25 protein-coding genes are annotated in these 24,664 nt (G+C 67.6%); 13 read left to right on the forward strand and 12 right to left on the reverse strand.

All coding sequences use genetic code 11. The annotated features are described in order from the left end of the window. Nucleotides 1-119: 119 nt before the first annotated feature. A complete protein-coding gene (locus Q0Q48_RS09905) occupies nucleotides 120-614 on the forward strand; it encodes a hypothetical protein (protein ID WP_295136977.1) in 495 nt (164 codons plus the stop codon). Between the two features lie 86 nt (nucleotides 615-700). Here the strand turns inward: Q0Q48_RS09905 and Q0Q48_RS09910 are convergent, their stop codons facing one another. Next, nucleotides 701-2,104 carry an FAD-linked oxidase C-terminal domain-containing protein gene (locus Q0Q48_RS09910; RefSeq protein ID WP_295136978.1) on the reverse strand — a complete coding sequence of 468 codons (1,404 nt, stop codon included), beginning with the start codon at nucleotides 2,102-2,104 and terminating at the stop codon, nucleotides 701-703. Nucleotides 2,105-2,175: 71 nt separating this feature from the next. On the opposite strand from Q0Q48_RS09910, the gene Q0Q48_RS09915 reads away from it, so the two are divergent. The 3 genes from Q0Q48_RS09915 to Q0Q48_RS09925 are packed head-to-tail and all read left to right on the forward strand — an operon-like array spanning nucleotide 2,176 to nucleotide 5,531. Next, nucleotides 2,176-3,426, forward strand: coding sequence for a thiolase family protein (locus tag Q0Q48_RS09915; protein WP_295136979.1), 1,251 nt, complete (start codon nucleotides 2,176-2,178; stop codon nucleotides 3,424-3,426). Nucleotides 3,427-3,435: 9 nt separating this feature from the next. Beyond that, on the forward strand, nucleotides 3,436-4,332 hold the full coding sequence (locus tag Q0Q48_RS09920; RefSeq protein ID WP_295136980.1) for an SDR family NAD(P)-dependent oxidoreductase: 897 nt from the start codon (nucleotides 3,436-3,438) through the stop codon (nucleotides 4,330-4,332). 17 nt (nucleotides 4,333-4,349) lie between these two features. Next, complete coding sequence (locus Q0Q48_RS09925; RefSeq protein WP_295136981.1) at nucleotides 4,350-5,531, forward strand: adenylate/guanylate cyclase domain-containing protein; 1,182 nt, start codon at nucleotides 4,350-4,352, stop codon at nucleotides 5,529-5,531. 3 nt (nucleotides 5,532-5,534) lie between these two features. On the opposite strand, the gene Q0Q48_RS09930 is transcribed toward Q0Q48_RS09925, so the two are convergent. Continuing rightward, entirely contained in the window at nucleotides 5,535-5,981 is a 447-nt protein-coding gene (locus tag Q0Q48_RS09930; protein ID WP_295136983.1) for a flavodoxin domain-containing protein, read from the reverse strand. 81 nt (nucleotides 5,982-6,062) lie between these two features. On the opposite strand from Q0Q48_RS09930, the gene paaG reads away from it, so the two are divergent. The 4 genes from paaG (at nucleotide 6,063) to Q0Q48_RS09950 (ending at nucleotide 9,925) form a co-directional block, all read left to right on the forward strand. Then, on the forward strand, nucleotides 6,063-6,860 hold the full coding sequence (paaG, locus tag Q0Q48_RS09935; protein WP_295136985.1) for a 2-(1,2-epoxy-1,2-dihydrophenyl)acetyl-CoA isomerase PaaG: 798 nt from the start codon (nucleotides 6,063-6,065) through the stop codon (nucleotides 6,858-6,860). A 14-nt stretch (nucleotides 6,861-6,874) separates the two neighbouring features. Continuing rightward, nucleotides 6,875-7,657: an enoyl-CoA hydratase-related protein gene (locus Q0Q48_RS09940; RefSeq protein WP_295136987.1), complete on the forward strand. Its 783-nt coding sequence runs from the start codon at nucleotides 6,875-6,877 to the stop codon at nucleotides 7,655-7,657. Nucleotides 7,658-7,686: 29 nt separating this feature from the next. After that, nucleotides 7,687-8,619: an SMP-30/gluconolactonase/LRE family protein gene (locus tag Q0Q48_RS09945; protein WP_295136989.1), complete on the forward strand. Its 933-nt coding sequence runs from the start codon at nucleotides 7,687-7,689 to the stop codon at nucleotides 8,617-8,619. Between the two features lie 109 nt (nucleotides 8,620-8,728). Further along, nucleotides 8,729-9,925, forward strand: coding sequence for a patatin-like phospholipase family protein (locus Q0Q48_RS09950; RefSeq protein ID WP_295136991.1), 1,197 nt, complete (start codon nucleotides 8,729-8,731; stop codon nucleotides 9,923-9,925). Between the two features lie 7 nt (nucleotides 9,926-9,932). On the opposite strand, the gene Q0Q48_RS09955 is transcribed toward Q0Q48_RS09950, so the two are convergent. From Q0Q48_RS09955 to Q0Q48_RS09965, 3 genes are all read right to left on the reverse strand, one after another. Further along, a complete protein-coding gene (locus Q0Q48_RS09955) occupies nucleotides 9,933-11,324 on the reverse strand; it encodes a malonyl-CoA decarboxylase family protein (RefSeq protein ID WP_295136993.1) in 1,392 nt (463 codons plus the stop codon). Between the two features lie 64 nt (nucleotides 11,325-11,388). Further along, nucleotides 11,389-12,027 carry a DNA-3-methyladenine glycosylase gene (locus tag Q0Q48_RS09960; RefSeq protein ID WP_295136996.1) on the reverse strand — a complete coding sequence of 213 codons (639 nt, stop codon included), beginning with the start codon at nucleotides 12,025-12,027 and terminating at the stop codon, nucleotides 11,389-11,391. Further along, nucleotides 12,024-12,575 (reverse strand): methylated-DNA--[protein]-cysteine S-methyltransferase, encoded by a 552-nt coding sequence (locus Q0Q48_RS09965; protein WP_295136997.1) that lies wholly within the window; start codon nucleotides 12,573-12,575, stop codon nucleotides 12,024-12,026. The genes Q0Q48_RS09960 and Q0Q48_RS09965 overlap by 4 nt, the downstream gene beginning before the upstream one ends. Before the next feature lie 126 nt (nucleotides 12,576-12,701). Between Q0Q48_RS09965 and Q0Q48_RS09970 the strand changes: the two genes are divergently transcribed. The 3 genes from Q0Q48_RS09970 (at nucleotide 12,702) to pcaF (ending at nucleotide 15,916) form a co-directional block, all read left to right on the forward strand. Next, on the forward strand, nucleotides 12,702-13,931 hold the full coding sequence (locus tag Q0Q48_RS09970; RefSeq protein ID WP_295137611.1) for a DUF3419 family protein: 1,230 nt from the start codon (nucleotides 12,702-12,704) through the stop codon (nucleotides 13,929-13,931). Then, nucleotides 13,928-14,584 (forward strand): class I SAM-dependent methyltransferase, encoded by a 657-nt coding sequence (locus Q0Q48_RS09975; protein WP_366915277.1) that lies wholly within the window; start codon nucleotides 13,928-13,930, stop codon nucleotides 14,582-14,584. The genes Q0Q48_RS09970 and Q0Q48_RS09975 overlap by 4 nt, the downstream gene beginning before the upstream one ends. Nucleotides 14,585-14,713: 129 nt before the next feature. Beyond that, complete coding sequence (gene pcaF / locus Q0Q48_RS09980; RefSeq protein ID WP_295136999.1) at nucleotides 14,714-15,916, forward strand: 3-oxoadipyl-CoA thiolase; 1,203 nt, start codon at nucleotides 14,714-14,716, stop codon at nucleotides 15,914-15,916. Nucleotides 15,917-16,019: 103 nt separating this feature from the next. Here the strand turns inward: pcaF and pncA are convergent, their stop codons facing one another. The 5 genes from pncA to purD are packed head-to-tail and all read right to left on the reverse strand — an operon-like array spanning nucleotide 16,020 to nucleotide 21,289. Beyond that, a complete protein-coding gene (gene pncA, locus Q0Q48_RS09985; RefSeq protein WP_295137001.1) occupies nucleotides 16,020-16,628 on the reverse strand; it encodes a bifunctional nicotinamidase/pyrazinamidase in 609 nt (202 codons plus the stop codon). Between the two features lie 13 nt (nucleotides 16,629-16,641). Then, entirely contained in the window at nucleotides 16,642-17,766 is a 1,125-nt protein-coding gene (gene tgt / locus Q0Q48_RS09990) for a tRNA guanosine(34) transglycosylase Tgt (protein WP_295137003.1), read from the reverse strand. Continuing rightward, on the reverse strand, nucleotides 17,763-18,806 hold the full coding sequence (queA, locus tag Q0Q48_RS09995) for a tRNA preQ1(34) S-adenosylmethionine ribosyltransferase-isomerase QueA (protein ID WP_295137005.1): 1,044 nt from the start codon (nucleotides 18,804-18,806) through the stop codon (nucleotides 17,763-17,765). Before queA ends, tgt begins: the two co-directional genes overlap by 4 nt. Before the next feature lie 20 nt (nucleotides 18,807-18,826). Continuing rightward, nucleotides 18,827-19,954, reverse strand: coding sequence for an MBL fold metallo-hydrolase (locus Q0Q48_RS10000; protein WP_295137007.1), 1,128 nt, complete (start codon nucleotides 19,952-19,954; stop codon nucleotides 18,827-18,829). Nucleotides 19,955-20,011: 57 nt separating this feature from the next. Continuing rightward, entirely contained in the window at nucleotides 20,012-21,289 is a 1,278-nt protein-coding gene (gene purD, locus Q0Q48_RS10005) for a phosphoribosylamine--glycine ligase (RefSeq protein ID WP_295137009.1), read from the reverse strand. Between the two features lie 57 nt (nucleotides 21,290-21,346). On the opposite strand from purD, the gene xseA reads away from it, so the two are divergent. Both xseA and Q0Q48_RS10015 read left to right on the forward strand, forming a co-directional pair. Then, a complete protein-coding gene (gene xseA / locus Q0Q48_RS10010) occupies nucleotides 21,347-22,882 on the forward strand; it encodes an exodeoxyribonuclease VII large subunit (protein WP_295137011.1) in 1,536 nt (511 codons plus the stop codon). Nucleotides 22,883-23,006: 124 nt separating this feature from the next. Further along, nucleotides 23,007-23,738, forward strand: coding sequence for a ribonuclease activity regulator RraA (locus tag Q0Q48_RS10015; protein ID WP_295137013.1), 732 nt, complete (start codon nucleotides 23,007-23,009; stop codon nucleotides 23,736-23,738). A 7-nt stretch (nucleotides 23,739-23,745) separates the two neighbouring features. On the opposite strand, the gene Q0Q48_RS10020 is transcribed toward Q0Q48_RS10015, so the two are convergent. Further along, nucleotides 23,746-24,150, reverse strand: a complete 405-nt coding sequence (locus Q0Q48_RS10020; RefSeq protein WP_295137015.1) for a RidA family protein — start codon at nucleotides 24,148-24,150, stop codon at nucleotides 23,746-23,748. A 97-nt stretch (nucleotides 24,151-24,247) separates the two neighbouring features. Then, nucleotides 24,248-24,628, reverse strand: coding sequence for a VOC family protein (locus Q0Q48_RS10025; protein ID WP_295137017.1), 381 nt, complete (start codon nucleotides 24,626-24,628; stop codon nucleotides 24,248-24,250). Between the last annotated feature and the right edge of the window lie 36 nt (nucleotides 24,629-24,664).

Here is a 24,664-nt window from a genome sequence, read left to right on the forward strand (position 1 = left end):
TGGTTTGACATGAAAGGGCCGGCATCCGCCGGCCCTTTTTTGATTCCTGCGGCCCCGGGTAGCGTTGACGATGACGATCTTCGTCGGTTTCCATTCGCCCGCACTGGGGGAGAGGGTGGATGGTAGTAAAGAGCGTACTCGCGGGCCTGTGCCTGGCGGGGCTGTCGTCGGTTGCACTGGCGCAGAACAACCCGCAGCCTTACGGCAAGGGCTTCGACAGCTGGAACTTCACGCGCGTGAAGGAACAGAGCGGCGTCACGAACTGCCGCGCCTTCCGCCGCGTCGGCGGCCGCGACGACATTCTGGCGATGCGCACCGACGGCCACTCCTATCTCAGCGTCCGCGCCGAAGGGCGCAAGGGCAAGTTCCCCAACTCCATCGTCGTCCCCCTGCGCGAACCGGCGAACGGCATGCAATGGGACCTCCTGATCGAGGCCGACGGGAAGCGCATGTGGGCGATCCTGCCGCCGGCGGCCATCGAGATCATTGCCTCGAAAGGCGGCTACAGCATGCTGCTGGGCGGCAGCGAGGATCGCGACGACGTCAACCTCGGCAAGAGCGCTCCCGCCGCCTGGAAGCGCGTCAAGGAATGCGTCGTCGCCTCGGGCGGGTGATTCTGCTGGGAGCGCGCCACTCCAGTGGCGCTCATGTCATGGTCTGAAAAAGGAGCGCCACTGGAGTGGCGCGCTCCCAGCGATGATCAGTTGATCGGCCCGATGATCTTGCCCGGGTTCATGATGTTGTCTGGGTCGATCGCCTTCTTGATCGCGCGCATCAGCGACATCGCCTCGCCGTGCTCCTTGTACAGGTACTTGATCTTGCCGATGCCGACGCCGTGTTCGCCGGTGCAGGTGCCGCCCAGATTCTGGGCGCGCGCGACCATGCGGTCGTTCAATGCCTCGGCCCTGGGCAGGTAGGTCGGGTCGTTGGGGTCGACCATCATGGTGAGATGGAAGTTGCCGTCGCCGACATGGCCGACGATCGGAGCGTAGAGGCCGTTGGCCTGGATGTCCTTCTGCGTCTCGAGGATGCATTCGGCGAGCTTGCTGATCGGCACGCAGACGTCGGTCGCCCACATGCCCCAGCCCGGCTTGTAGGCCTTGGCGGCCCAGGCCGCGTCGTGGCGGGCCTGCCACATCTTGCTGCGCTCCTCGGCCTGGTTGGTCCAGGCGAAGTCGCCACCGCCATGCTCGGCGGCAATGGCCTGCACCATCTCGGCCTGTTCCCTGGTGCCGGCCTCGGTGCCGTGGAATTCCAGCAGCAGCAGGTTCTTCTGCGGCAGGGTGAGCTTGGAATACTGGTTCACGGTGTCGACGGTGTAGGTGTCCATCAGCTCGATGCGCGCCACCGGGATGCCGGACTGGATGGTCTGGATCACCGTGTTCACCGCGCCCTCGAGGCTGTCGAAGGCGCAGGTCGCCGCGACCATCGATTCCGGCGTGCCGTAGAGGCGGAGCGTGATCTCGGTGATGACGCCCAGCGTCCCCTCGGAGCCCACGAACAGTTTCACCAGGTCGTAGCCCGCGCTCGACTTCCGCGAGCGGCGGCCGAGCTGCATGATCCGGCCGTCGGGAGTCACGACCTGCAGCGACAGCACGTTCTCGCGCATGGTGCCGTAGCGCACCGCGTTGGTGCCCGAGGCGCGGGTGCTGGTCATGCCGCCGATCGAGGCGTCGGCGCCGGGATCGATGGGGAAGAACAGGCCGGTTGCGCGCAGGTATTCGTTCAGCTGCTTGCGGGTGACGCCGGGTTGCACGACCACGTCGAGGTCGGCCTCGTTGACCTGCAGGATCTTGTTCATGCGGCTGACGTCGAGAGAGATGCCGCCGTTGGGGGCGCTGATATGGCCTTCCAGCGAGGTGCCGGTCCCGAAGGGGATGATCGGCGTCTTATGGCGGGCGCAGAGCTGGACGATCTGCTGCACTTCCTCGGTCGATTCGGCGAAAACCACGGCGTCGGGCAGGTGCGCCTCGTGATACGAAATGTCCTTGCCGTGCTGTTCGCGCACGGCGTGCGCGGTGCTGACCCGGTCGCCGAAAAGCGCCTTCAGCTCGGCGATCGTGGCATCGACGTTGAGGGCTTTCGCCTGGGCCGCTACAGCCATGTTCGTTCTCCTAGCGTAAGCCGTTTGGATACGCTCAAATGCGGCCAAAGCCAACCTGAGGAAACCGCCCCATGCGCGACGTCTACGTGATCGGCGCCTATACGACCGTCTTCAAGAAGCACCCCGGCCTGAGCTTCGGCGACCTGGCGCGTGAGGCCTATCTCGGCACCCTGGAGGATGCCGGCCTGGACAAGGGCAGCGACATCGAAACCGGCTGGCTGGGCAATTGCGGCATGGGCTTCTGGGGCCAGAACTCGATCCGCGGCCAGGCGCTTTTCCAGCCGCTGGTCGAGGAGGGGCTGTTCCCGGCGCGGGTGCCGATGTTCAACGTCGAGAATGCCTGCGCCACCGCCTCGACCGCCTTCATGGGCGCCTGGAAGGATGTGCTGGCCGGCACCCACGAGCTGTCCTTTTGCCTCGGCGTCGAGAAGCTGTTCAGCCCGGAAGCGCCCGAGCGCACGGCCGGCCTCTTCAACCAGGGCTACATCACCAGCCAGCACGACCGGCTGGTCGAGGAGATGAACCGGGTGGGCAAGATGGTCGGCTCCGAATTCAAGCCGGGTGATGACCGCACGATCTTCATGGATACCTACGCCATGCAGGCCAAGTGGCACATGTGGAAGTACGGCACGACCCAGGCTCAGATCGCGGCCGGCGCCGCCAAGAACCACAATTACGGCGCGCTGAACGAGAAGGCGCAGTACCGCTTCCAGATGACTCCGCAGTCGGTGCTGGAGGACCGGCCCGTGTCGTTCCCGCTGACCCGCGCCATGTGCGCGCCGATCGGTGACGGGGCGGCCGCGGCCTTGTTGTGCTCGGCGGAGTATCTCGCGAAGCAGCCGAAGGACGTGCAGGACCGCGCCGTGAAGATCGCGGGCGTCGGGTTCTCCGGCGGCATGTACCGCAACCTCGACGAGCCCGGCCTGACGCGCGCGGCCGCCGACAAGGCCTACCGGATGGCGGGCCTCGGGCCAGAGGATATCGATGTCGCCGAGGTGCATGACGCCACCAGCTTCTGCGAGATCTACCAGTGCGAGATGCTGCGCTTCTGCCCCGAGGGCGAGGGCGGCAAGTTCGTCGGATCGGGCGCCACCGGTCCCGGCGGCAAGCTGCCGGTCAACACCTCGGGCGGCCTCGTCTCGAAGGGCCATCCGGTCGGCGCCACCGGCCTGTCGATGCTGGCCGAGCTCGCCACGCAGCTGCGCGGAGAGGCTGGCGCGCGCCAGGTTGAAGGAGCAAAAGTCGCGCTCGCCGAAAACGGCGGCGGCGTGATCGGCATGGAAGAGGCCGTGGCCTCGGTTGTGATTCTCAGGAAAGAGTAGAGGACAGACATGACAATCCGCTTCGACAATCGCGTTGCCATCGTCACCGGCGCGGGTAACGGGCTCGGCCGTTCGCACGCGCTCCTGCTGGCCAGCCGCGGCGCCAAGGTGGTCGTGAACGATCCGGGTGGCGCGGTCGATGGTAAGGGGGGCGGCCACGCCGCGGCCGACAAGGTGGTCGACGAGATCAAGGCGGCCGGTGGCGTCGCCGTCGCCAACTACGATTCCGTCGCCGAGGCCGCGACCGCTGCCAACATCGTGAAGACCGCCGTCGATGCCTTCGGCACGGTCGACATCGTGGTGAACAATGCCGGCGTGCTGCGCGACAAGACCTTCCACAACATGACGACCGAGGATTTCGAGTTCGTCGTGAAGGTCCACTTCCTCGGCACCGCCTATGTAACCCATGCCGCCTGGCCGATCATGCGTGCCAAGGCCTATGGCCGGGTGGTCGTGACCTCGTCGAACTCGGGCATCTACGGCACCTTCGGCCAGTCGAACTATGGCGGCGCCAAGCTCGCCGTCGTTGGCTTCATGAATGCGCTCAGGCTCGAGGGCCAGAAGTACAACATCATGATGAACGCGCTGGCGCCGATCGCCGCCACGCGCATGACCGAGAGCCTGATGACGCCCGAGGCGCTGGCCAAGCTGCGGCCCGAGTTCGTCTCGCCGATGGTCGCCTATCTGTGCAGCGAGCAGTGCCAGCGCACCGGCGACATCTGGAGCGCCGGCGCCGGCACCTTCGCGCGCATCGAGTATCGCGAGGCCGAGGGGCTGCGCATCGATGGCCGCGCGCCGACCATCGAGGACGTGGCCGACAATATCGAGAAGATCGCCGACGTCTCGGCCAATCGCGTCTTCCGCACCTCCGGCGAGGAAGTCGCTGCCGTCGTGAGCGGCTCCTGAGCGGCGAGACGTCTCCCGTGACCACACCGGCAGCGGATCGCCTGCTGCCGGTCGAGAAGTGGCTGCTGCGTGAAGGCCGGCTCGTGCGGCGTCCGGAGGCCTTCTTCGAGCAGCTGATGAAGCGCGTGCTCGAGGCCGGCATCCCGGTCTGGCGCACCTATATCGGCCTGCAGCTCGTCCATCCGCAACTGCAGGCGATGGGCTATCTGTGGCGCCGCGGCGACAAGGTGGAGACGATCGCCCGCGCCTATGGCGTACAGTTCACGCCGGCCTATATTGGCAGTCCCCTCAAGGAGGTGCGGGAGGGCGGTGCCCCGGTCCGCTACCGGCTCGACGACCTGACCGACCGCCACCACGAGGTGCTGCACGAGGTTCGGAGCGGCGGCGGGACCGATTACTTTTCGCTGCCGATGCATGTCCGCCGCGACGGCCCGCTGCCGGTCGTGGCCTTCGCGACCGATCGCAAGGGCGGCTTCAGCGAGGCCGATATCGACGACCTGACGCGACTCGTCGACATGATCGGCGCAGTGACCGAGATGTACATCGAGGAGAGCGTCGCCCAGACCGTCGCCCAGACCTATCTCGGACGACAGGTCGGCGAGCGCATCCTGCACGGCATGATCCGCCGCGGCGACGGCGAGGAGATCCGGGCCGTGCTGTGGTTCTCCGACCTGCGGGACTTCACCGGCCTCAACGAGCGGCTGCCGCCCGACCAGGTGCTCGAACTGCTGAACAACTATTTCCAACTGGTGGGCGACGCGCTCGCCAAGCATGGTGGCGAGATCCTGAAGTTCATCGGCGACGGCGTGATGGCCTATTTCCCGGCCGAGGATGCGCTGTTCATGCCGATGGTGACGGCGGCCGCGCTCGATGCCGCGCGCCAGCTGATCGACGATGCAGAAGCCGCCAACGAAGCGCGTGCCACGGGTGGCGCCGAGCCGATCAGGTTCGGCATCGGCCTGCATGTCGGCACGGTGACCTTCGGCAACATTGGCACGGAGGACCGGCTCGACTTCACCGTCATCGGCTCCGCCGTCAACCGTGCCTCCCGCCTGGAGGGCCTGACCAAGGCCCTTGGCGTCCGCGTCTGCGCCTCTGCCGAATTCAACCAGGACTGCCCGCGCCCCATGAAGTCGCTTGGCAAGCACCGCCTGCGCGGTGTCCGCGAGCCGGTGGAGATCTTCACGCTGCCGGATTGAGGCTCAGACCTTCGTCTTCCAGCCTTCGATCCAGGTGAGGGCTTCCTCGTCGGGCAAAGGCTGCTCGGAGGCATCGATTTCGAGACGGTCGCCGACCCGGCGAGCGCCGCAGACCTCCAGGGCCTGGTCGACCTTCTTGCCGCCGCCGCAGAACGTGTCCTGGTAGGTCATGTCGCCCAACGCGATGACGCCGTAGCGGTGGCCCGACAGGTCGGGCTTGTCGCGCTGCAGCGCCTCGACCAGCGGCAGGATGTTGGTCGGGATGTCGCCCGAGCCGTGGGTCGCGCAGACCACGAGGAGCACGTCGTGCGCCTGCAGGTCGGCGGCGGTTGCCGCCTTGTCGGTGACGTCCACCACGTGTCCGGCACTCGCCAGCACGGGTTGCAGCGCGTCGGCCACCATCTGGGCATTGCCCGACTCGGTGCCGACCAGGATGAGGATCGTGGCCATGTCTTCCGGATAAGGTAGCGAATGCCGCGATGCGACGCGACCGGATGGCGCGGCCGATTCGGCCATGCCAGTCTTGTGGTCATGGAAGAAACGCCCGTTCTGTCCGCCCTCGAGGGCGGTGTGCTGACCCTCACGCTCAACCGCCCGCAGCGGCTGAACGCGATGAGCCATCAACTGATCGACGTCATGAACGCCGAGCTGAAACGTGCCCGGGAAGACGATGCCGTACGTGCCGTGCTGCTGACCGGTACCGGCCGCGGCTTCTGCGCCGGCGCCGACCTGGCAGCCGGCGGTCCCGGTGACGCGGGGGCCTCGGGGCCGCGCGACGTCGGCGCCGCGATGGACCGCATCTTCAACCCGATGATCCGCGCCATGCGCGACCTGCCGAAGCCGATCGTCGCCGCGGTGAACGGCGTGGCGGCCGGCGGCGGTGCGAACCTCGCCCTCGCCTGCGATATCGTGATCGCCGCGCGCTCGGCCCGCTTCGACCAGGCCTTCGTCCGCATCTCGCTGATCCCCGACCTGGGGGGCACCTGGTTCCTGCCGCATACGGTGGGCGATGCCCGTGCCCGGGCGCTGGCAATGCTCGGCACGTCGGTGCCGGCCGAGGAGGCGGCGCGCATGGGCATGGTCTGGCAGGTGGTCGACGACGCGGCGTTGATGGACGAGGCCGGCAAGATCGCCGGGAAGCTCGCCACCGGCCCGACCCGCTCCTATGCGGCGATCAAGGGCGCGATCAACGCGGCCGCCACCAACACGCTCGACCAGCAGCTCGACCTCGAACGCGACCGCCAGCGCGAACTCGGCAAGAGCGAGGATTTCAAGGAGGGCGTCGCGGCCTTCCTCGCCAAGCGTGCACCCAATTTCACCGGACGTTGAGAGACGAGAATCAGATGACCTACGAGAAGATCCAGATCGCCAAGGAAGACGGTCTCGCCACGCTGACGTTGAATGCGCCTGACCGGCTCAACGCCGTGTCGCGCAAGATGATCGCCGAGTTGAAGCAGTGCTGGGAAGAGCTGGCGGCCGACACATCGGTGCGGGCAGTGCTGCTGACCGGGGCGGGCCGCGGCTTCTGCGCCGGCGCCGACCTCGCCGATCCCGACCGGGGCAACACGTCGGACTCGGGCGAGGCGCTCGACAAGTTCTTCAACCCCGTGATCCGCCTGATGCGCAGCGTGCCGAAGCCGATCGTGGCGGCGGTGAACGGCCCGGCCGCCGGCGTCGGCATGAGCTTCGCGCTCGCCTCCGACATCGCCATTGCGGGCAAGTCTGCCTCCTTCCTGCAGGCCTTCGCACGCATCGGCCTGCTGCCCGACGGCGGCAGCACCTGGTTCCTGCCGCGCCTGGTGGGCGAGCAGCGGGCGCGGGCGCTGGCCATGCTGGCGCCGCAGATCAGCGCGCAGCAGGCCAGGGACTGGGGCCTGATCTGGGACGTGGTCGAGGATGCCGACCTCATGAAGACGGCGGGCGATCTCGCCCGGCGCCTCGCGGACGGACCGACGATGTCTCTCGCGCGCATCAAGGAGGCGATGAACCGCGCCAGTGGCAACACGCTCTCCCAGCAGCTCGACGTCGAGCGCGATTTTCAGCGCGAGCTGGGCAAGAGCGAGGATTTCAAGGAAGGCGTCGCGGCCTTCCTCGCCAAGCGCAAGCCCGCCTTCAAGGGCAAGTAGAAACGACAGGAACCACGGGAGAGACGACCATGACGACGCCGTTCAAGGAGATCACCTCGGGCCTCAAGTTCCCGGAGGGCCCGGTCGCGATGCCGGACGGCTCGGTCATCCTGGTCGAGATCGCGCGCGAGACGCTCACGAGGGTCACGCCGGACGGCAAGCAGCACATCATCGCCAAGCTGGGCGGCGGCCCGAACGGTGCGGCGATGGGGCCCGGCGGCAAGATCTATGTGACCAACAATGGCGGCTTCAACTGGATCGAGCGGCCCGACGGCCGCCTGTTTCCCGGCACGCAGCCGGTCTCCTACAAAGGCGGCTCGATCCAGGTGGTCGATCCCGAGACCGGAAAGTTCGAGACGCTCTACGACAGCTGTGACGGCCGCAAGCTGAATGGGCCGAACGACCTGGTGTTCGACGATGCCGGCGGCTTCTGGTTCACCGACCTGGGTAAGACGCGCGAGTACGACAACGATCGCGGGGCGGTCTACTACGCCCGCGCCGACGGCTCGAAGATCGAGCAGAAGGTGTTTCCGCTGGAGCGGCCCAACGGCTGCGGCCTCTCGCCCGACGGCAGGACGCTCTACGTCGTCGAGACGCCGACCGCCCGCCTCTGGGCCTTCGATCTGTCGGCGCCGGGTGTCATCAAGGATGCTAACGGGCCCTATCGCGGCGAGAAGGGCCGGGTGGTGGCGGGGCTCGGCGGTTACCAGATGTTCGATTCGCTGGCGGTCGATTCCGCCGGCCACATCTGTGTCGCCACCCTGATCACCGGCGCCGTCTCGGACATCTCGCCCGACGGCCAGTCGGTGACGCAGTACAAGTTCCCCGATGCGATGGTCACCAACGTCTGCTTCGGGGGCACGGACCTGCGAACCGCCTACGCCACCTTGTCGATGACGGGCAAACTGGTCAGCTTCGAGTGGCCGCGCCCGGGCCTCAAGCTCGAGTATCTGAACAAGTAGGCCGTCACCTACCGGCAACGCTCGGGCGAAGCGCTGTCGCCGCGGGGGCGAATTGTGCCCCCGTTGCCGCTTGCTGGCTGTCCATTCCGAATGGCACCCTGGATTGGAAGTGCAACCCAGCAAGGATCAGCCCATGGCTTTCGAAGAATCCGCGCCGGTTCAGACGCAACAGCGCACGGGTATCGCACTCGCCCTCTCCGGAGGCGGCTATCGCGCCATGCTCTTTCATACCGGTGTACTGATCCGGCTGAATGAACTCGGCCTGCTGCAGCAGGTCAGCCGGGTTTCCAGCGTTTCCGGCGGCTCGATATCGGCTGCGTATCTCGGCCTGGTCTGGAAGCGCCTCACCTGGGCGAGGGGTGTCGCGACCAATTTCAACGACGCCTATGTCGACGGCATACTGCGCTTTTCGCGCCACTCGATGGACTGGTACTGCGCGACAGTCGGTTTCCTCACCCAGGGTCGGCTCGTGTCCAGCCTCGTCTCATGGGTTTACGACCGGGCATTGTTCCACGGTGCCACCCTGCAGGACCTGCCGGGCGATGAGGGGCCGCGATTCATCATTTGCGCGACGAACCTGACGACCGGTTCGCTCTGGCGATTCTCGCGGCCGTACATGGCGGACTATCGCGTCGGGCGGATCGACAGGCCGCGCTTTTCGCTGGCGCGGGCGGTCGCGGCGTCCTCGGCGTTCCCGCCTGTGCTGTCGCCCATGACCCTCAACCTCGGCGGTTACACGATCGACGATTGGCCCGCCCGCGCAGACCGGACCGAGGTGCCGCCGCCCGTGCCGTCGTTCGTCCGTAGCCGCGCCGTGCTTAGCGATGGCGGTGTCTACGACAATCACGGGCTGGAGCCCGTCAACGACTGGCCGATCGTGCTGGTGAGCGACGGCGGCGCGCCGCATGCCATCAAGGACAGCGGCTATGGCAACTGGTACGCACAATTGCGGCGGGTGCTGGACGTGGAAGACAATCAGGTTCGCTCGCTGCGCCGCCGGGCCCTCATCAAGTATTTCGACGATGGCCGCGCGGCCGGCCAGGCGAATGGCACCTACTGGTCGATCGGGACCAATCCCGCGAAATACGACAGCGTCGGCGGCCTGGCCTGCCGTCCGGAAGCCGTCGCCGTGCTTTCACGCGTCGGCACGCGCCTTGCGGACCCCGGCGACGCAGTGCGCAATGCGCTGGTCAATTGGGGCTACGCAATCAGCGATAAATGCATTCGCCGGTGGTATGCCCCCGACCTGCCGCCCGCGACCGAATGGCCGATGCCCGATGGGCTAGGCTGCATCGGCACCGACTAAGACGCACTCACCCCTTCGTCTGCGCTCGGACCTCGCGGCTCGCGACGACCTTGCCGGCGGCGTAGGCCTCGTGGTTGGCGTCGACGTCGGAGAGCTTGTAGCGGTAGTTCACCATCATCCCGTAGGACTGCTTGAACCCGTTGGCGCTGGTGTCGCCCAGCCAGTTCAGCCGCTCGATGACGGCGCCGTTGCCGAGATGGAAGTGCGCCACCCGGTCGAGCGCGCGACCCTTGTCGGTGGCGGTGAGATAGACGGCGGCGAGCCGCGTCAGGATCGGGCGCAGCGCCTTGTCGATGGCGGGCACCTCCCACCAGTTCGGCCGCGCCAGCAGCTTGAGGACGGCCGCGGCGCCGTAGGCCTCGTCGGTCACCGGCCCCAGCGAGGCGATCTCGGTCTGGGTGAGGGCGCCATCGCCTTCGGTCTTGAACCGGTACTCGACGTGCTGGCGCAGGCCGGGAATCGGCGAGAGGGTGGCGAAGTCCTTGATGTTGGGCAGGTCGCGCGAGAGCTGGTCGGCGACGCGCTTGATCAGGAAGTTGCCGAAGCTGATGCCCGCCAGTCCCTGCTGGCAATTCGAGATCGAGTAGAAGATCGCCGTGTTGGCGCGCTTGGGATCGTGCGTCTCGTCGCGCGCATCGAGCAGGCGCTGCACGTTGCCCGCCATGCCGTCGACCAGCGCCACCTCGACGAAGATCAGTGGCTCGTCGGGCATGCGCGGATGGAAGAAGGCAAAGCAGCGCCGGTCCGAATCGAGCCGGTTCTTGAGGTCGCGCCAGGAGCGGATGGCGTGGACCGCCTCATAGGTCACCAGTTTTTCCAGCAGCAACGCCGGCGAGGACCAGTCGATGCGCACGAGATCGAGGAAGGCCACGTCGAACCAGGCGCCCAGCAGCGAGCGCAGATCCTCGCTGAGCGCCTTGGCCGCGGCATCGCTGCGCCCGAGCGTCAGCAGCTCGGCGCGTAGGTCGACCACGAACTTCACGCCCTGCGGCACGCCCACGAACTCGCGCAACAGCTTCACCGCCGGCGGTTCCAGCTCGCGCCGCAGCGCCCGGGCGGGGTCCTTGCCCGCGCGCCACTTGTCGACGGTCTTCATCGCCGCCTCTCGTGGCAGGCCGTAGTCGCGCGCCAGGGTCAGCAGGAACTTCTTGCGGCCGGTGGCCGAGAGCGAAAGGTAGGCCTGTCCCAATTCTGCGGCCCGGCCGCGGCGTGCGGTCTCGCCGCCCTTGCCTTCAAGGCAGGCGTCGATGCGGCTCTTCAGCCGGGGAACATCGTCGTCGGGAAGATCGGGCCGCAGCGGGGCGCCCACCGCCTCGCGGGCGCCGCGGGCGGTGTCGACGAAGGCGGTACGAAGTCGTTCGAGGGTACGGTCGACGGTATTGGAAAACAACAGGGCCATGCGCGGATTATGTCATAGCAAACGTGTCACTCCAGTGGCGGCAGATGAACGCGGCTTCACCACGCTACGCGGTCGGCTGATCCAGCACGCGCCACAGATACCAGCTCGCCACCGTGCGATACGGCCGCCACTTCTCGCCGGCCTTCTCCAGCGCCTTCGGCGACGGCAATGCCCGCTTGCGGAACGCCTTCGCGTAGGCCTTGCGGAGGCTATAGTCGTCGAGCGGCAGGATGTCGGGGCGGCCGAGGCGGAACATCAGGAACATCTCGGCGCTCCAGCGGCCGATGCCGCGGACCGTCACCAGGCGCTCGATCAGCTCGGCGTCGGGAATCGCCTGCGCCTCGTCGAGTGTCGGCAGTTCGCCGCTGTCGACGCGGCGCGCGAGATCCTGCACGGCCAGTACCTTGGCGCGCGACAGGCCGCAGCGACGCAACAGTTCCTCCGGCGTCTTCAGGATGTGGCGCGGTGTAAAGCCATCGGTGGCTTTGGAGTAGAGTGCCTCGACCCGGCCATAGATCGTCGCCGCTGCCTTGTTGGAGAGCTGCTGGTAGACGATGGCTTCTGCCAGCGAGCCGAACAGGCTGCGCGAGACCTTGAGCTGCATGCGGAACGGGCCGACCGTGTCGATGATCTCGGCCAGCGCCGGATCGGCGGCCCTGAGATGCGCGACGGCTCTTGCCGGCTTGAATGGGAAGCCGCTCATCGTGTCGCGAAGAGAGGACCCGCGCCGACCTCGGGCGCGCCCTCGATCTCCAGCATGCGCCGCTTGGTCGAGACGCCGCCATTGGCCGAGAAGCCGCCCATCTTTCCATCGGCGCCCAGCACGCGATGGCAGGGCACGATGATGGCGACCGGATTCCGGCCCAGCGCCTGGCCGACCTCGCGCGATTCGTGCGGCACGCCGAGACGCCTGGCGATCTCGCCATAGGTCATGGTGCGGCCGGGCGGAATGCTGCGTGCCACCTCATAGACCCTTCGATGGAATTCGGGCGCCGCCTCGAGGTCGAGCGGGATGTCGGCGAGGTCGGCGGCGCCGCCCGCCAGCAGCGCCTGCACCCGGTCGAGCGCGCGCTGTACGCCGGCCGGCACGGACGCCGCCTCGACGACGCCCGGCCAGCGCCGTTTCACGCGGGCGCGAGTCGCGGCCGGGGTCGGCTCGGGAAGCTGCAGGCCCGCGATGCCGCGGCCGCTCCAGGCGATGGCGCAGGTACCGATCGGCGTGTCGAACAGGGCAAAACCTTGGGCGCTCATGCCTCGACCTTTTCACCTAACCGGTCATCCCGTCAAGTCGGGATGGCCCACAGGTAGCTGTCATCAAACTGGCACCGACGACGTCTAGCGTCGGCGAGTCGATGTAGAGCCGGAGTCGTAGGGTTGATCCATCCGCGGGCCGAGAGCAATTCGCTCCTGAAGCAGGCGGTGCGCCGCCACAAGGTCATGTCCCGCGAAGGGATATTGGAGAAGCTGTTCGAGCGGCTGTTCCGCGGCCTCGTCTATGCCCAGATCTGGGAGGATCCCGAAGTCGACCTCGAGGCAATGGCGCTGACGGCGGATTGTCATGTTGTCGCCATCGCGTCGGGCGGCTGCAACATCCTGTCCTATCTCACCGCCGATCCCGCACGCATCACCGCGGTCGACCTCAGCCGCGCCCATGTGGCGCTCAACCGGTTGAAGCTCACGGCGGCCCAGAGGCTGCCCTCCTGGTCGGACTACTATCGCTTCTTCGGTGCTGCCGACTCGCGCGAAAATCCGAGCCTGTACGACCGGGAGATCGCGCCGCATCTCGATGCCGAGAGCCGGGCCTATTGGGAAGGCCGCAGCCTTCACCGGGGCGGCCGTCGCCGCATCTCGATCTTCGCGCAGAACGCCTATCGTCACGGGGTGCTCGGCCGCTTCATCGGCGTGGCGCACGTCGCCGCGCGCGCCTACGGCGTCGACTTCGGCAAGCTGCTCGCCGCGCGGACGATCGAGGAGCAGCAGCGCTTCTTCGACACGGTGCTGGCGCCGCTGTTCGACAAGCCGGCGGTGCGCTGGGCCACGTCGAGCCGCCTGTCGCTCTACGGTCTCGGCATCCCGCCGGCACAGTACGAGGCGCTGGCCGGCGGCCGCGACATGGGCTCGGTGCTGCGTGACCGGGTGGAGCGGCTGGCCTGCGGCTTCAGCCTCGCGGACAACTACTTCGCCTGGCAGGCCTTCGGCCGCGCCTATGCGCGCGATGCCGGCGGGCCCTTGCCGCCCTATCTCCGGCAGGAGAATTTCGCCGCGGTAAAGCGCGGTGCCGAGAGGGTCGAGGTGATGAACCGCTCGGTAACGGACTATCTCGCCTCCTGTCCCGCGGGTTCGCGCGATCGCTATGTGCTGCTCGATGCCCAGGACTGGATGACCGACGCCCAGCTCAACGCGCTATGGGCCGAGATCACCCGAACGGCGCGGCCGGGCGCCCGTGTGATCTTCCGCACCGCCGCCGAGCCCTCGCTGCTGCCCGGCCGCGTCGCCCCGGCGCTGCTCGACCAGTGGCATTATGAAGCCGACGCGTCGCTCGGCTTCACCGCGCGCGACCGGTCGGCCATCTACGGCGGTTTCCATCTCTATGTGCTGAAGCCGTGAGCACGACCCTCGCGAACGCCGGTCTGATGGACCGGATCTATCGCCGCCAGCGCCACGTCTACGATCTCAGCCGCAAATACTATCTGCTGGGCCGCGACCGGCTGATCGACGGGCTGGCGCCGCCGCCCGGCGGCCGCGTGCTGGAGATCGGCTGCGGCACCGCCCGCAACCTGATCGCGGTGGCGCATCGCCACCCCGCCGCACCACTGTTCGGGATCGACCTCTCCCTGGAAATGCTCGACACGGCGCGTCGCCGCGTCGACCGGGAAGGGCTGGGCATGCGCATCCGCCTGGCCCATGCCGACGCCACCGGCTTCGACCCCGCGCCGCTGTTCGGTGTACCGGGCTTCTCGCGGATTTTCTTTTCCTACACGCTGTCGATGATCCCGGAGTGGGAGAGGGCGCTCGCCCAATCGGTCGTCTGGCTGCAGCCGGGCGGCGAACTGCATCTCGTCGATTTCGGTGGCCAGGAGCGGCTTCCCCGATGGTTCCGAGGCGGCCTGCGCCAGTGGCTGGCGCTGTTCCACGTGATTCCGCGCGATGCGCTGGAGGGCGCTCTTGCGCGGCTCCCCGGCGACATCGACGTCCGGCGCTTCGAACGGCCCCATCTCGGCTACGCCCAGTACGCCGTCTGCCGTCGCGCGGCCCCCTGAAAGCGACATTCCGCCATCCCCTCAAAGACATGGCGCCCCTGTCCCAGGGGCATCGCGCAGGCCATTGGCAACCGCCTGTGGCGGGTGCTAACCCCAATGCAACGATTGCCTGAGTCGGGAGTACCCAAGATGACCGAAGCCTTTATTTGCGACGCGATCCGCACCCCTGTCGGCCGCTACAATGGTGGCCTGGGCGCCATGCGGGTCGACGATCTCGCCGCCCATCCGATCAAGGCGCTGATGCAGCGCAACGCCAACGTCGACTGGGGTTCGGTCGACGATGTCATCTATGGCTGCGTGAACCAGGCCGGCGAGGACAACCGCAACGTCGCCCGCATGGCGGGCCTGCTGGCCGGCCTGCCGGTCGAGGTGGCCGGCGCCACCGTCAACCGTCTTTGCGGTTCCGGCCTCGAAGCGGCGGGCCACGCCGCCCGCGCCGTGAAGCTCGGCGAGGCCGACCTGATGATCGCCGGCGGCGTCGAGGGCATGACCCGCTCGCCCTATGTGATGGGCAAGCCCGAGAGCGCCTTCGACCGCTCGATGAAGCTCGAGGACACGGTGCTGGGCTGGCGCTTCGTCAACCCGCGCATGAAGGCGGCCTATGGCGTCGACCCGATGGGCCAGACCGCCGAGAACGTCGCCACCGAGCACCAGATCAGCCGCACCGACCAGGATGCCTTCGCCTATCGCAGCCAGCGCCGCTGCAAGGCTGCGCAGGAGCGCGGCTTCTTCGAGAAGGAAATCGTCAAGGTCTGCGTGAAGAAGGGCAAGGCCGAGATCGTCGTCGAGAAGGACGAGCATCCGCGCGGCGACACCACGATGGAGACGCTGTCGAAGCTTTCCGCGGCGTTCCGCGACGGCGGCTCGGTGACGGCCGGCAACTCGTCGGGCCTGAACGACGGTGCCTGCGCCATGATCATCGCCTCGGAAGCCGCCGCCCGCGCCAACGGCCTGACGCCGCGCGCGCGCATCCTGGGCACGGTCTCGGCCGGCGTGCCGCCGCGCGTCATGGGCATCGGCCCGGTCCCGGCGACGCAGAAGCTCTTGGCCAAGCTCGGCATGACCATCGGCGACTTCGACACGATCGAGCTCAACGAGGCGTTTGCCGCCCAGGCCCTGGCCGTGCTGCGCCAGCTGGGCCTCGCCGACGATGCCGAGCATGTGAACCCGAACGGCGGCGCGATCGCACTCGGTCATCCGCTGGGCGCCTCGGGCGGCCGCCTGATGATCACCGCGCTGAACCAGCTCGAGGCCACCGGCGGCAAGCGCGCGCTCGCCACCATGTGCATCGGCGTCGGCCAGGGCATCGCGCTCGCGCTGGAGCGTGTTTAGGTCTCGACACCGGGATCTTTTCTGAAGCGCGCGGCGCCCGCGCTTCGGTCGCTGCGCTTCCTGCAGCGCTACACGCCGCCAATGCTGCGCCAAGGCGCAGCGTTTAGGCCGTAGCGTTCAGATTGATCCCCGCGCGGCGCATGTCGCTCATCATGCGCTTGCGGCTGTCGTCGAGATCGATGGCGGCCGTCGCCTCGACCACGACGGCCACGTCGAAGCCGGCCTGCCGCGCATCGATCGCCGACCAGGCGACGCAGTAGTCGAGGGCCAGGCCGCAGAAGATGAGCTTCGTGAACCCGCGCGCCTTCAGGTAGCCGTCGAGGCCGGTTCGGGTCATGCGGTCGTTCTCGCGGAACGCCGAATAGGAATCGATGCCGGTGTGGAAGCCCTTGCGCACGATCATCTGCGCCTTGGTGATCTCCAGCCCGGGATGGAACGCCGCACCCGCCGTGCCCTGGACGCAATGATCCGGCCACAGGACCTGCGGACCGTAGGGGAACTGCACGGTCGAGAAGGGCTCCGCGTCCAGCCACGAGCTGGCGAACGAGGCGTGGCCCGGTGGATGCCAGTCCTGCGTCAGCACGACATGGTCGTGGCGGCCGATCAGGCGATTGACCAGCGGGACGATGGCATTGGCGCCGGCAACGGCCAGCGCACCGCCCTCGCAGAAGTCGTTCTGCACGTCGACGACGATCAGGGCCTCGTTCGGCATCCGGTACGCTCCGTCACAATGGGGGGATGTCGCCCAGTGCCTGGTCGCTCTCGAACGACGCGATCCAGGAATCCAGGGTCTTGCCTTCGATGGCGCCGCGCAAGCCGCGCATGATGTCCTGATAATAGTGAAGGTTGTGCCAGGTGAGCAGCATCACACCCAGTATTTCATCGGCGCGAATCAGGTGATGGAGATACGCGCGGCTGTGATGCCGACAGGCGGGGCAGGCGCAGTGCTCGTCGATCGGACGCGGATCGTCGCGATGGCGGGCGTTGCGCATGTTGAGCTCGCCGCGCCGGGTGAAAGCCTGGGCCGTGCGGCCCGAACGCGTCGGCATCACGCAGTCGAACATGTCGATGCCGCGCTTCACCGCGCCCACGATGTCGCCGGGACGGCCCACGCCCATCAGGTAACGGGGCCGGTCGGCCGGCAGCATCGGCACCGTATAGTCGAGCGTGCCGAACATCAGCGCCTGGCCCTCGCCCACGGCCAGGCCGCCGACCGCATAGCCGTCGAAGCCGATGTCGATCAGCGCCTTCGCGCTTTCAGCGCGCAACTCGGGGAAGGTGCTGCCCTGGACGATGCCGAACAGGCCGTAGCCCGGGCGCTCGACGAAGGCCCGGCGGCCGCGTTCGGCCCACTTCATGGAGAGGCGCATCGAGAAGGCGGCTTCCGGCTCCTCGACCGGCCAGCTGGTGCATTCGTCGAACGACATGGTGATGTCGGCGTCGAGCAGGCGCTGGATACCGATCGAGCTCTCGGGGGTCAGGCGATGCTGCGAGCCGTCTATCGGCGAGCGGAAGGTGACGCCGTCGGGGTCGAGCTTGCGCAGCTCCTTGAGCGACATGACCTGGAAGCCGCCTGAGTCGGTCAGGATCGGACCCGGCCAGTTCATGAACTTGTGCAGGCCGCCCAGCGCCGCCACGCGCTCGGCGCCCGGCCGCAGCATCAGGTGGAAGGTGTTGCCCAGCACGATCTCCGCGCCGGTCTCGGCCACCGACTGCGGCAGCATCGCCTTCACGGTGCCGGCGGTGCCGACGGGCATGAAGGCCGGCGTCTCGATCGTGCCGTGCGCGGTCGTGATGCGGCCGCGGCGGGCCGCGCCGTCGCTGCCCAGTCGCTCGTAGGAAAGGCTCATCGGCGCAACAGACAACAATCGCCGTAGGAATAGAAGCGGTATCGCTCCCGCACGGCATGGGCATAGGCCTGCTTCATGCGGTCCAGCCCGGCGAAGGCCGAGACCAGCATGAACAGGGTCGAGCGCGGCAGGTGGAAGTTGGTCAGCAGGAGGTCGACCGCACGGAACTTGAACCCTGGCGTGATGAAGATGTCGGTCTCGCCGCTCCACGGTTTGATGGCGCCGTCATGCTCCCGTGCCACGGTTTCGAGCAGGCGCAACGAGGTCGTGCCGATCGAGACGATGCGGCCGCCCAGGATGCGCGTGGCCTCGACGGCGCGCGCGGTGGCGGCGGAAACCTCTCCCCATTCGGCATGCATCGTGTGGGCGTCGGTGTCGTCGACCCTCACCGGCTGGAAGGTGCCCGCGCCGACATGCAGCGTGACACCTGCCGTGGTGACGCCGCTGTCGGCGAGGGCGGCCATCAGGTCCGGCGTGAAATGCAGGCCGGCAGTGGGCGCCGCGACGGACCCGTCGTTCCTGGCGAACAGAGTCTGATAATCCTTCCGGTCCTGCGCGTCGGCGGTGCCGCCGCGGATGTAGGGAGGCAGGGGTACCGTGCCTTCCTGTTCCAGCGCTGTGAGAAAGGCGTGACCCTCCTGGTCGAAGGCCAGCACCAGCGAACCGTCTTCGTCCTTGGATTCGACGAGCGCGCGGAGACCCGAGAAGACCAGCACATCGCCGCGCCGCAGCCGCTTTCCGGGACGCGCGAAGGCGCGCCAGCGCCGGTTGCCGAGATCGCGGATCAGCAGCGCCTCGACCGCCACGTCCTGGCGCAAGCCGTCGCCTGGCCGGATACCTCTCAGGCGCGCGGGAATTACCCGGGTGTCGTTGAAGACCAGCAGATCGCCGCGCCGCAGCAGGCCCGGCAGCGAACGCACCGTGCGGTCGTGCAGCACCTCGCCCGTGACGTCGAGCAGGCGCGCGGAGTCGCGCGGAGAGACAGGCCGCTGGGCGATCAATTCGTCCGGCAGCTCGAAATCAAAAAGATCGACGCGCATCTAGAGCAGGGAGGCTTTCATCAGGTCTGGCCGATATCCATGACCACGTCGTCGGTATCGTCGGCGGGCGGCTGGGCATTGAGGTCGGCCAGGGCCACGAAGCGGTGCACGCCGTCGACCTCGATCCTCTTCACCCGCGCGCGGGTCTCCAGGCAATGGAGGTGCGCCAGGGTCTCGCCGAAGGCGAAGACGATCTGGTTGTTGTCGAGATGGCGCGGGAACAGGACCGGCACCATGTCCCAGCCGGTCGCACCCTCTGGACCCCGGGCGGCGATCGCCAGCTCCATGTCGTTCAGCCGCGCATCGTGATGGGCGATGAGCTGGTCGAGGCGCGTGTGCAGGCCGATGAAGGGGAAGCCGTGGCTCGGCAGCACCAGCGCGTCCGCGGGCAGGCGGCGAAAGCGCGAGAAACCGTCGAGGAACCAGGTCAGGGCGTCGGCCAGCGGCTCATTGGGCCACACGCCGACATTGGTGCTGATCTTGGGCAGCACCTGATCGCCCGCGATCATCACGTTGAGTTCGGGACACCAGAGCGAGGCATGCTCGGGTGCATGGCCGCGGCCCACGATGACGTCCCAGCGATGGCCGCCGATGGTGATCGGGTGCGCATGGATCATGCGCCGGAAGGCGGTCGGTAGCGGCACCACGCCCTTGGCGTAGCCGCCCTTGTGGCGATGGAAGTTGGCGATACGGTCGGGCGGCACGCCATTGCGCGCGACGTGCGCGGCGCGCGTCTCCTCGCTCTCGACGAAGTCGTTGCGCGCGGCCTGCGCGCTCATGTACTCGCCGAGCGTCATATAGAGCGGTGCGTTCCAGCGCTCGCACAGCCACCCCGCGAGGCCGATATGGTCGGGATGGAGATGCGTGCCGATCACGCGCACCACCGGCTTGCCCTGGAGCTTTTCGGCGAAGATCTTCTCCCAGAGGGTTCGCGTGTCCTGCGAATTGATCCCGGTGTCGACGATCGTCCAGCCGTCCTTCTCCTCGATCAGCCACAGGTTGATGTGGTTGAGCTGGAACGGCAGCGGCATGCGCAGCCAGTAGATGCCGGGGGCGACGTTCTTGATGTCGCCGGGTTCCGGCACGTCACCGCAGGGAAAGCGAAGCTGGGCCAGCAGGCGCTGGGACTCGGAGAGGGCGTCAGGCATGGGGCGAAACTAGATGATTCTCCCGCCCCCGTCTCCGGGGGAGGGCGCATGCCAGCTTTACGAGTGTTTGAGCGCCCGCCAGGCGATGTCCTTGCGGTAGAAGCCTTCGGGCCAGTCGATCAGGTCGATGGCGCGGTAGGCACGGGCACGGGCTTCCTCGACCGTCGGGGCCATGGCGCTGATGTTCAGGACACGGCCGCCATTGGCCAGGATCTTCCCATCCGGGCCGGCCTTGGTGCCGGCGTGGAAGATCTGCACGCCCTCGACCTTCGCGGCCTCGTCCAGCCCGCGGATCTCGCTGCCCTTGGGATAGGAGTCGGGATAGCCCCTGGTCGCCATGATCACGGTGACTGCGGCGTCGGGCGACCAGCGGAGGTCGAGATGCTTCAGCCCGCCCTCGGCGCTGGCCAGCAATGCCGGCACGAGGTCGGACTTGAGGCGCATCATCAGCACCTGGGTCTCGGGATCGCCGAAGCGGCAATTGTATTCGACCAGCCGCGGTCCCTTGGCGTCGATCATCAGGCCGGCGTAGAGCACGCCCCGGAACGGCGTGCCGGCCCTGGCGAGTGCGCGCACGGTGGGCAGCACGATCTCGTCCATCGTGCGCTGCTGCATGGCGGCGTCGAAGACCGGCGCCGGAGAGTAGGCGCCCATGCCGCCGGTGTTCGGGCCCTTGTCGCCGTCGAAGGCGCGCTTGTGGTCCTGCGCGCCGACCAGCGGCAGCACATGCTCGCCGTCGGTCAGGGCGAAGAAGCTCGCCTCCTCGCCCTGCATGAATTCCTCGATCACCACCGAGGCGCCGGCCGCGCCGAAGCGGTTGCCCGAGAGCATGTCGCGTACGGCCTCGACCGCCTGGTCGACCGTCTCGGCGATGATCACGCCCTTGCCGGCCGCGAGCCCGTCCGCCTTGATCACGATGGGCAGGGGCTGGGCCCTGACATAGGCCTCGGCCGGGCCGACCTCGGTGAAGCGCTCGTAGGCGGCGGTGGGGATGTTGTTGGCGCGGCAGAGCTCCTTGGTGAAGCTCTTGGAGCCCTCGATGCGGGCGGCCGCCTTGGACGGACCCCAGGCCTTGATGCCCGCCTCGGCGAAGGCATCGGCCATGCCGGCCACCAGCGGGGCGTCTGGGGCGATCACGACGAAGTCGATCGCGAGCCGCTGCGCCAACGCCACCTGGCCCGGAATGTCCTCGGCGCCGACATCGAAGCATTCGGCAATCTGCGCGATGCCGGCATTGCCCGGCGCGCAGTAGAGCTTCGTGCAGAGCGGAGAGGCCGAAATCGCCCAGCACAGGGCATGTTCGCGGCCGCCGCCGCCCACCACGAGGATTCGCATGGCGAGGCTTTGACCACAGTTTGCGCCGGGGGCACAAGCGGCTAGGTTCGGCTCCAGATGGATAACCTCGACGCCCCCTCAGGCTCCAACCCAGCCCCCTCGAACGTCCCGGAATTCTCGGTTTCCGAGCTTTCCTTCGCCCTGAAGCGCGAGATCGAGACGGCCTTTCCGCGAGTCCGGGTGCGCGGCGAGATCAGCCAACCCTCGTTCCCGCGCTCGGGCCACTGCTACTTCCGCCTCAAGGACGAAAACGCCGTGATCGACGGCGTCTGCTGGAAGGGCACGATCCCGCGGCTGGGTATCAAGATCGAGGAAGGGCTGGAGGTCATCGCCACCGGCAAGCTCACCACCTATGCCGGCTCCTCGCGCTACCAGATCATCGTCGACCGGCTGGAACTGGCGGGCGAAGGCGCGCTGCTGAAGCTGCTCGAGGATCGCCGCAAGAAGCTGCAGGCCGAGGGGCTGTTCGACCCCGAGCGCAAGCGCGCGCTGCCCTACCTGCCGCAGACCTTGGGTGTCGTGACTTCTCCTTCAGGGGCCGTCATCCGCGACATCCTGCATCGCCTCAGCGACCGCTTCCCCTGCCACGTGCTGGTCTGGCCGGTGGCGGTGCAGGGCGAGAAGGCGGCGGGCGAGGTGGCCCGCGCCATCGCCGGTTTCAACGGACTGCCCGAAGGCGGTGCCGTGCCGCGGCCCGACGTGCTGATCGTGGCGCGTGGCGGCGGCTCGCTGGAAGACCTGTGGGCCTTCAACGAGGAGATCGTGGTGCGCGCCGCCGCGAACTCCGAAATCCCGCTGATCTCGGCTGTCGGACACGAAACCGACACGACCCTGATCGATTTCGCCTCGGACCGCCGTGCGCCGACGCCGACCGCGGCCGCCGAGATGGCCGTCCCGGTGCGCGCCGACCTGATGACCGAGACGCTCGACTACGCCAAGCGCCTGGTCGGCGGCATGACGCGCCTCCTGCGCGAGCAGTCGATGGAACTGGCCGGCCTTGCGCGCGGTCTCGGCGATCCGCGGCGCCTGATCGAGGAGCGCCAGCAGCGGGTCGACGTAAGCGGCGAGCGGCTCGCCCTGGCAACGCGCCAGCTGGTGGAGCGCCGCGCGCACCAGCTTTCGGCCGCGCGGCTCGTGAGCCCGCAGGCGGTGATTGCCGCCAAGGAACAGGCGCTGGTCGCCGAGGGCCGCGCGCTGACTCGCGCCGTCGACCGCTTCAAGAGCGACGCGCTCCAGAAGTATGCCCGCGCCTTCGACCGGCTCGATCAGCTGGGCGATCGCCTGAAGCGCCACGGCAGCGATCTCCTGCTGAACGGACAGCGCCAGGTCGATCAAGCCGCGAAGCTGCTCGAGAGCTATTCCTTCCACTCCGTCCTGAACCGCGGCTTTGCCCTCGTGCGAGACCAGGATGGCCAGCCCGTGCTGGCCGCCGCCTCTACCAGCGGCGGCCAGACCATCAGCATCGAATTCAGCGACGGCCGCGTGGGCGCGCGCGTGACCGATGGGGCTGGTGCGGCGAAGCCTGTTGCTCCTGTACCCACGCCGCCCAAGCGGCGTGACGGTGGCGCCGGCAATCAAGGGTCGTTGCTCTGACGACGAGCCTTGGTGAAGTGAAAATTGTCATCCCGAGCGTCGCGAGGGACCTTTAAGATCAAGGCAAAGGTCCCTCGGCTTCGCCTCGGGATGACAATATGGGTGTTGCGATGGGAGAGCGCCAATGACCAGCGAACCGCTGTCGGCCGAGACGATCAAAAACTTCCTGTATGCGAGCACGGCGACCGTCTCGATGCAGATGCTGAAGCGCGGGTTTCGTAACGTCGCGGTGAATGGCGTGAAGCCGCTCAATCCGGCGGCGGCGCGGATCGTCGGGCCGGCCTACACGCTGCGCTACATTCCGAGCCGTGAAGACATCGACAAGGCGCCGAGTCCCAGCGATCCACCGAATGCGCAGCGCACCGCGATCGAGGAATCGCCGCCGGGCTCCGTGCTGGTGATCGGCACCGAGGGCAATACGCGCTCCGGCACACTGGGCGACATCCTGGCGCTGCGTCTCAAGGTGCGCGGTCTCGCGGGCGTGCTGAGCGACGGCGCGATGCGCGATTCGCCGGTGATCGGCAGGTTCGACTTTCCGGTCTACTGCTCGGCCGCTGCCGCTCCACCCAGCATGGCCAACCTGCGGCCCGTCGAGGTGCAGGTGCCGGTCGGCATCTGTGGCGTGCCGGTCTATCCCGGCGACGTGATCGTGGCCGACGAGGACGGAGCCATCGTCGTGCCCCGGCATCTCGCCGACGAGGTGGCGCGCGATTCCTTCGAGCAGGAGCGACTGGAGAAGTTCGTCGCGATTCGCGTGGGCCAAGGCCACCCGATCGCCGGCACCTACCCGCCCAACGACGAAACGAAGACGCTTTACCAGGCGTGGATCAAGGCGGGAGAGCCTGTCGGCGGGTGAGAACCCCTCAGGCCGTCGCCGCAGGAATGCGGGCAATGACCTTGATCTCGAAGTCGAAGCCCGCGAGCCAGGTGACGCCGACCGCCGTCCAGCTTGGATAGGGCGGCTCGCCGATCTCCTCATCGCGCACGGCCATCACCGTGCCGAATTGCGCCTGGGGGTCGGTGTGGAACGACGTGACGTCCACGACATCGTCGAACGTACAGCCGGCGGCCGCCAGTACAGCGCGCAGGTTGGCGAAGGCTCGCCGCACCTGGTCCTCGAACACGGGCTCCGGCGATCCGTCGTCGCGACTGCCGACCTGGCCCGACACGAAGAGCAGGTCGCCGGAGCGGATGGCCGGCGAATATTTGTGGGCATCGTACAGCGCATGCCGGCCGTTCGCCGGGAAGACCGCGTCGCGTTTTGACATGTTGGATTCCTTCTCAATGGAGCGCGCCACTCCAGTGGCGCTCGGACTTCACCGTGCAGAAAGGCATGAGCGCAACTGGAGTTGCGCGCTCCGCTGATCAACCCGGATGGTCGCCGTAGGGCTTGGTGATGAGTTCGAGCATGTGCCCGTCGGGATCTTCGAAGTAGACGCCGCGGCCGCCGTAGAGATGGTTGATCTCGCCGGGCCCGCTCTTGCTGGGGTGGGCGTAGTAGGGGATGCCGGCCTTCTGGATCCTGTCGAACGAGGCATCGAATTCCTGGTCATCGACGAGGAAGGCGTAGTGCGTCGTGCTGGGATTGGGCGTGCCGATGAAATCGAGCGTGACGCCGTTCGACATCTGCACCGGGCGGAACGGGCCCCATTGCGGGCCGGCCTCGATGCCCAGGATACCGGCCAGGAACTCGGCCGAGACATCCTTGTCCTTCACATGGACGATCAGGTGATTGAGGGCTGGCATGGAAGTCTCCTGCGGGCTGTCTTCAACGTAGGCAGG

This window comes from uncultured Reyranella sp., from assembly GCF_945957355.1.
Classification (GTDB): domain Bacteria; phylum Pseudomonadota; class Alphaproteobacteria; order Reyranellales; family Reyranellaceae; genus Reyranella.

What these genes read in the sequence shown, in the direction of transcription:
- tgt (WP_295137003.1), bottom strand. Translation starts at nt 17,766, where the DNA reads ATGAGCCTTTCCTACGAGCGACTGGGCAGCGACGGCGCGGCCCGCCGC.
- queA (WP_295137005.1), bottom strand. Translation starts at nt 18,806, where the DNA reads ATGCGCGTCGATCTTTTTGATTTCGAGCTGCCGGACGAATTGATCGCC.
- Q0Q48_RS09960 (WP_295136996.1), bottom strand. Translation starts at nt 12,027, where the DNA reads ATGAGCGGCTTCCCATTCAAGCCGGCAAGAGCCGTCGCGCATCTCAGG.
- paaG (WP_295136985.1), top strand. Translation starts at nt 6,063, where the DNA reads ATGGAAGAAACGCCCGTTCTGTCCGCCCTCGAGGGCGGTGTGCTGACC.
- Q0Q48_RS09910 (WP_295136978.1), bottom strand. Translation starts at nt 2,104, where the DNA reads ATGGCTGTAGCGGCCCAGGCGAAAGCCCTCAACGTCGATGCCACGATC.
- Q0Q48_RS09905 (WP_295136977.1), top strand. Translation starts at nt 120, where the DNA reads ATGGTAGTAAAGAGCGTACTCGCGGGCCTGTGCCTGGCGGGGCTGTCG.
- Q0Q48_RS09955 (WP_295136993.1), bottom strand. Translation starts at nt 11,324, where the DNA reads ATGGCCCTGTTGTTTTCCAATACCGTCGACCGTACCCTCGAACGACTT.
- Q0Q48_RS09965 (WP_295136997.1), bottom strand. Translation starts at nt 12,575, where the DNA reads ATGAGCGCCCAAGGTTTTGCCCTGTTCGACACGCCGATCGGTACCTGC.
- purD (WP_295137009.1), bottom strand. Translation starts at nt 21,289, where the DNA reads ATGCGAATCCTCGTGGTGGGCGGCGGCGGCCGCGAACATGCCCTGTGC.
- Q0Q48_RS09915 (WP_295136979.1), top strand. Translation starts at nt 2,176, where the DNA reads ATGCGCGACGTCTACGTGATCGGCGCCTATACGACCGTCTTCAAGAAG.
- pncA (WP_295137001.1), bottom strand. Translation starts at nt 16,628, where the DNA reads ATGCCGAACGAGGCCCTGATCGTCGTCGACGTGCAGAACGACTTCTGC.
- Q0Q48_RS10015 (WP_295137013.1), top strand. Translation starts at nt 23,007, where the DNA reads ATGACCAGCGAACCGCTGTCGGCCGAGACGATCAAAAACTTCCTGTAT.
- Q0Q48_RS10025 (WP_295137017.1), bottom strand. Translation starts at nt 24,628, where the DNA reads ATGCCAGCCCTCAATCACCTGATCGTCCATGTGAAGGACAAGGATGTC.
- Q0Q48_RS09940 (WP_295136987.1), top strand. Translation starts at nt 6,875, where the DNA reads ATGACCTACGAGAAGATCCAGATCGCCAAGGAAGACGGTCTCGCCACG.
- Q0Q48_RS09945 (WP_295136989.1), top strand. Translation starts at nt 7,687, where the DNA reads ATGACGACGCCGTTCAAGGAGATCACCTCGGGCCTCAAGTTCCCGGAG.
- pcaF (WP_295136999.1), top strand. Translation starts at nt 14,714, where the DNA reads ATGACCGAAGCCTTTATTTGCGACGCGATCCGCACCCCTGTCGGCCGC.
- Q0Q48_RS09930 (WP_295136983.1), bottom strand. Translation starts at nt 5,981, where the DNA reads ATGGCCACGATCCTCATCCTGGTCGGCACCGAGTCGGGCAATGCCCAG.
- xseA (WP_295137011.1), top strand. Translation starts at nt 21,347, where the DNA reads ATGGATAACCTCGACGCCCCCTCAGGCTCCAACCCAGCCCCCTCGAAC.
- Q0Q48_RS10020 (WP_295137015.1), bottom strand. Translation starts at nt 24,150, where the DNA reads ATGTCAAAACGCGACGCGGTCTTCCCGGCGAACGGCCGGCATGCGCTG.
- Q0Q48_RS10000 (WP_295137007.1), bottom strand. Translation starts at nt 19,954, where the DNA reads ATGCCTGACGCCCTCTCCGAGTCCCAGCGCCTGCTGGCCCAGCTTCGC.
- Q0Q48_RS09920 (WP_295136980.1), top strand. Translation starts at nt 3,436, where the DNA reads ATGACAATCCGCTTCGACAATCGCGTTGCCATCGTCACCGGCGCGGGT.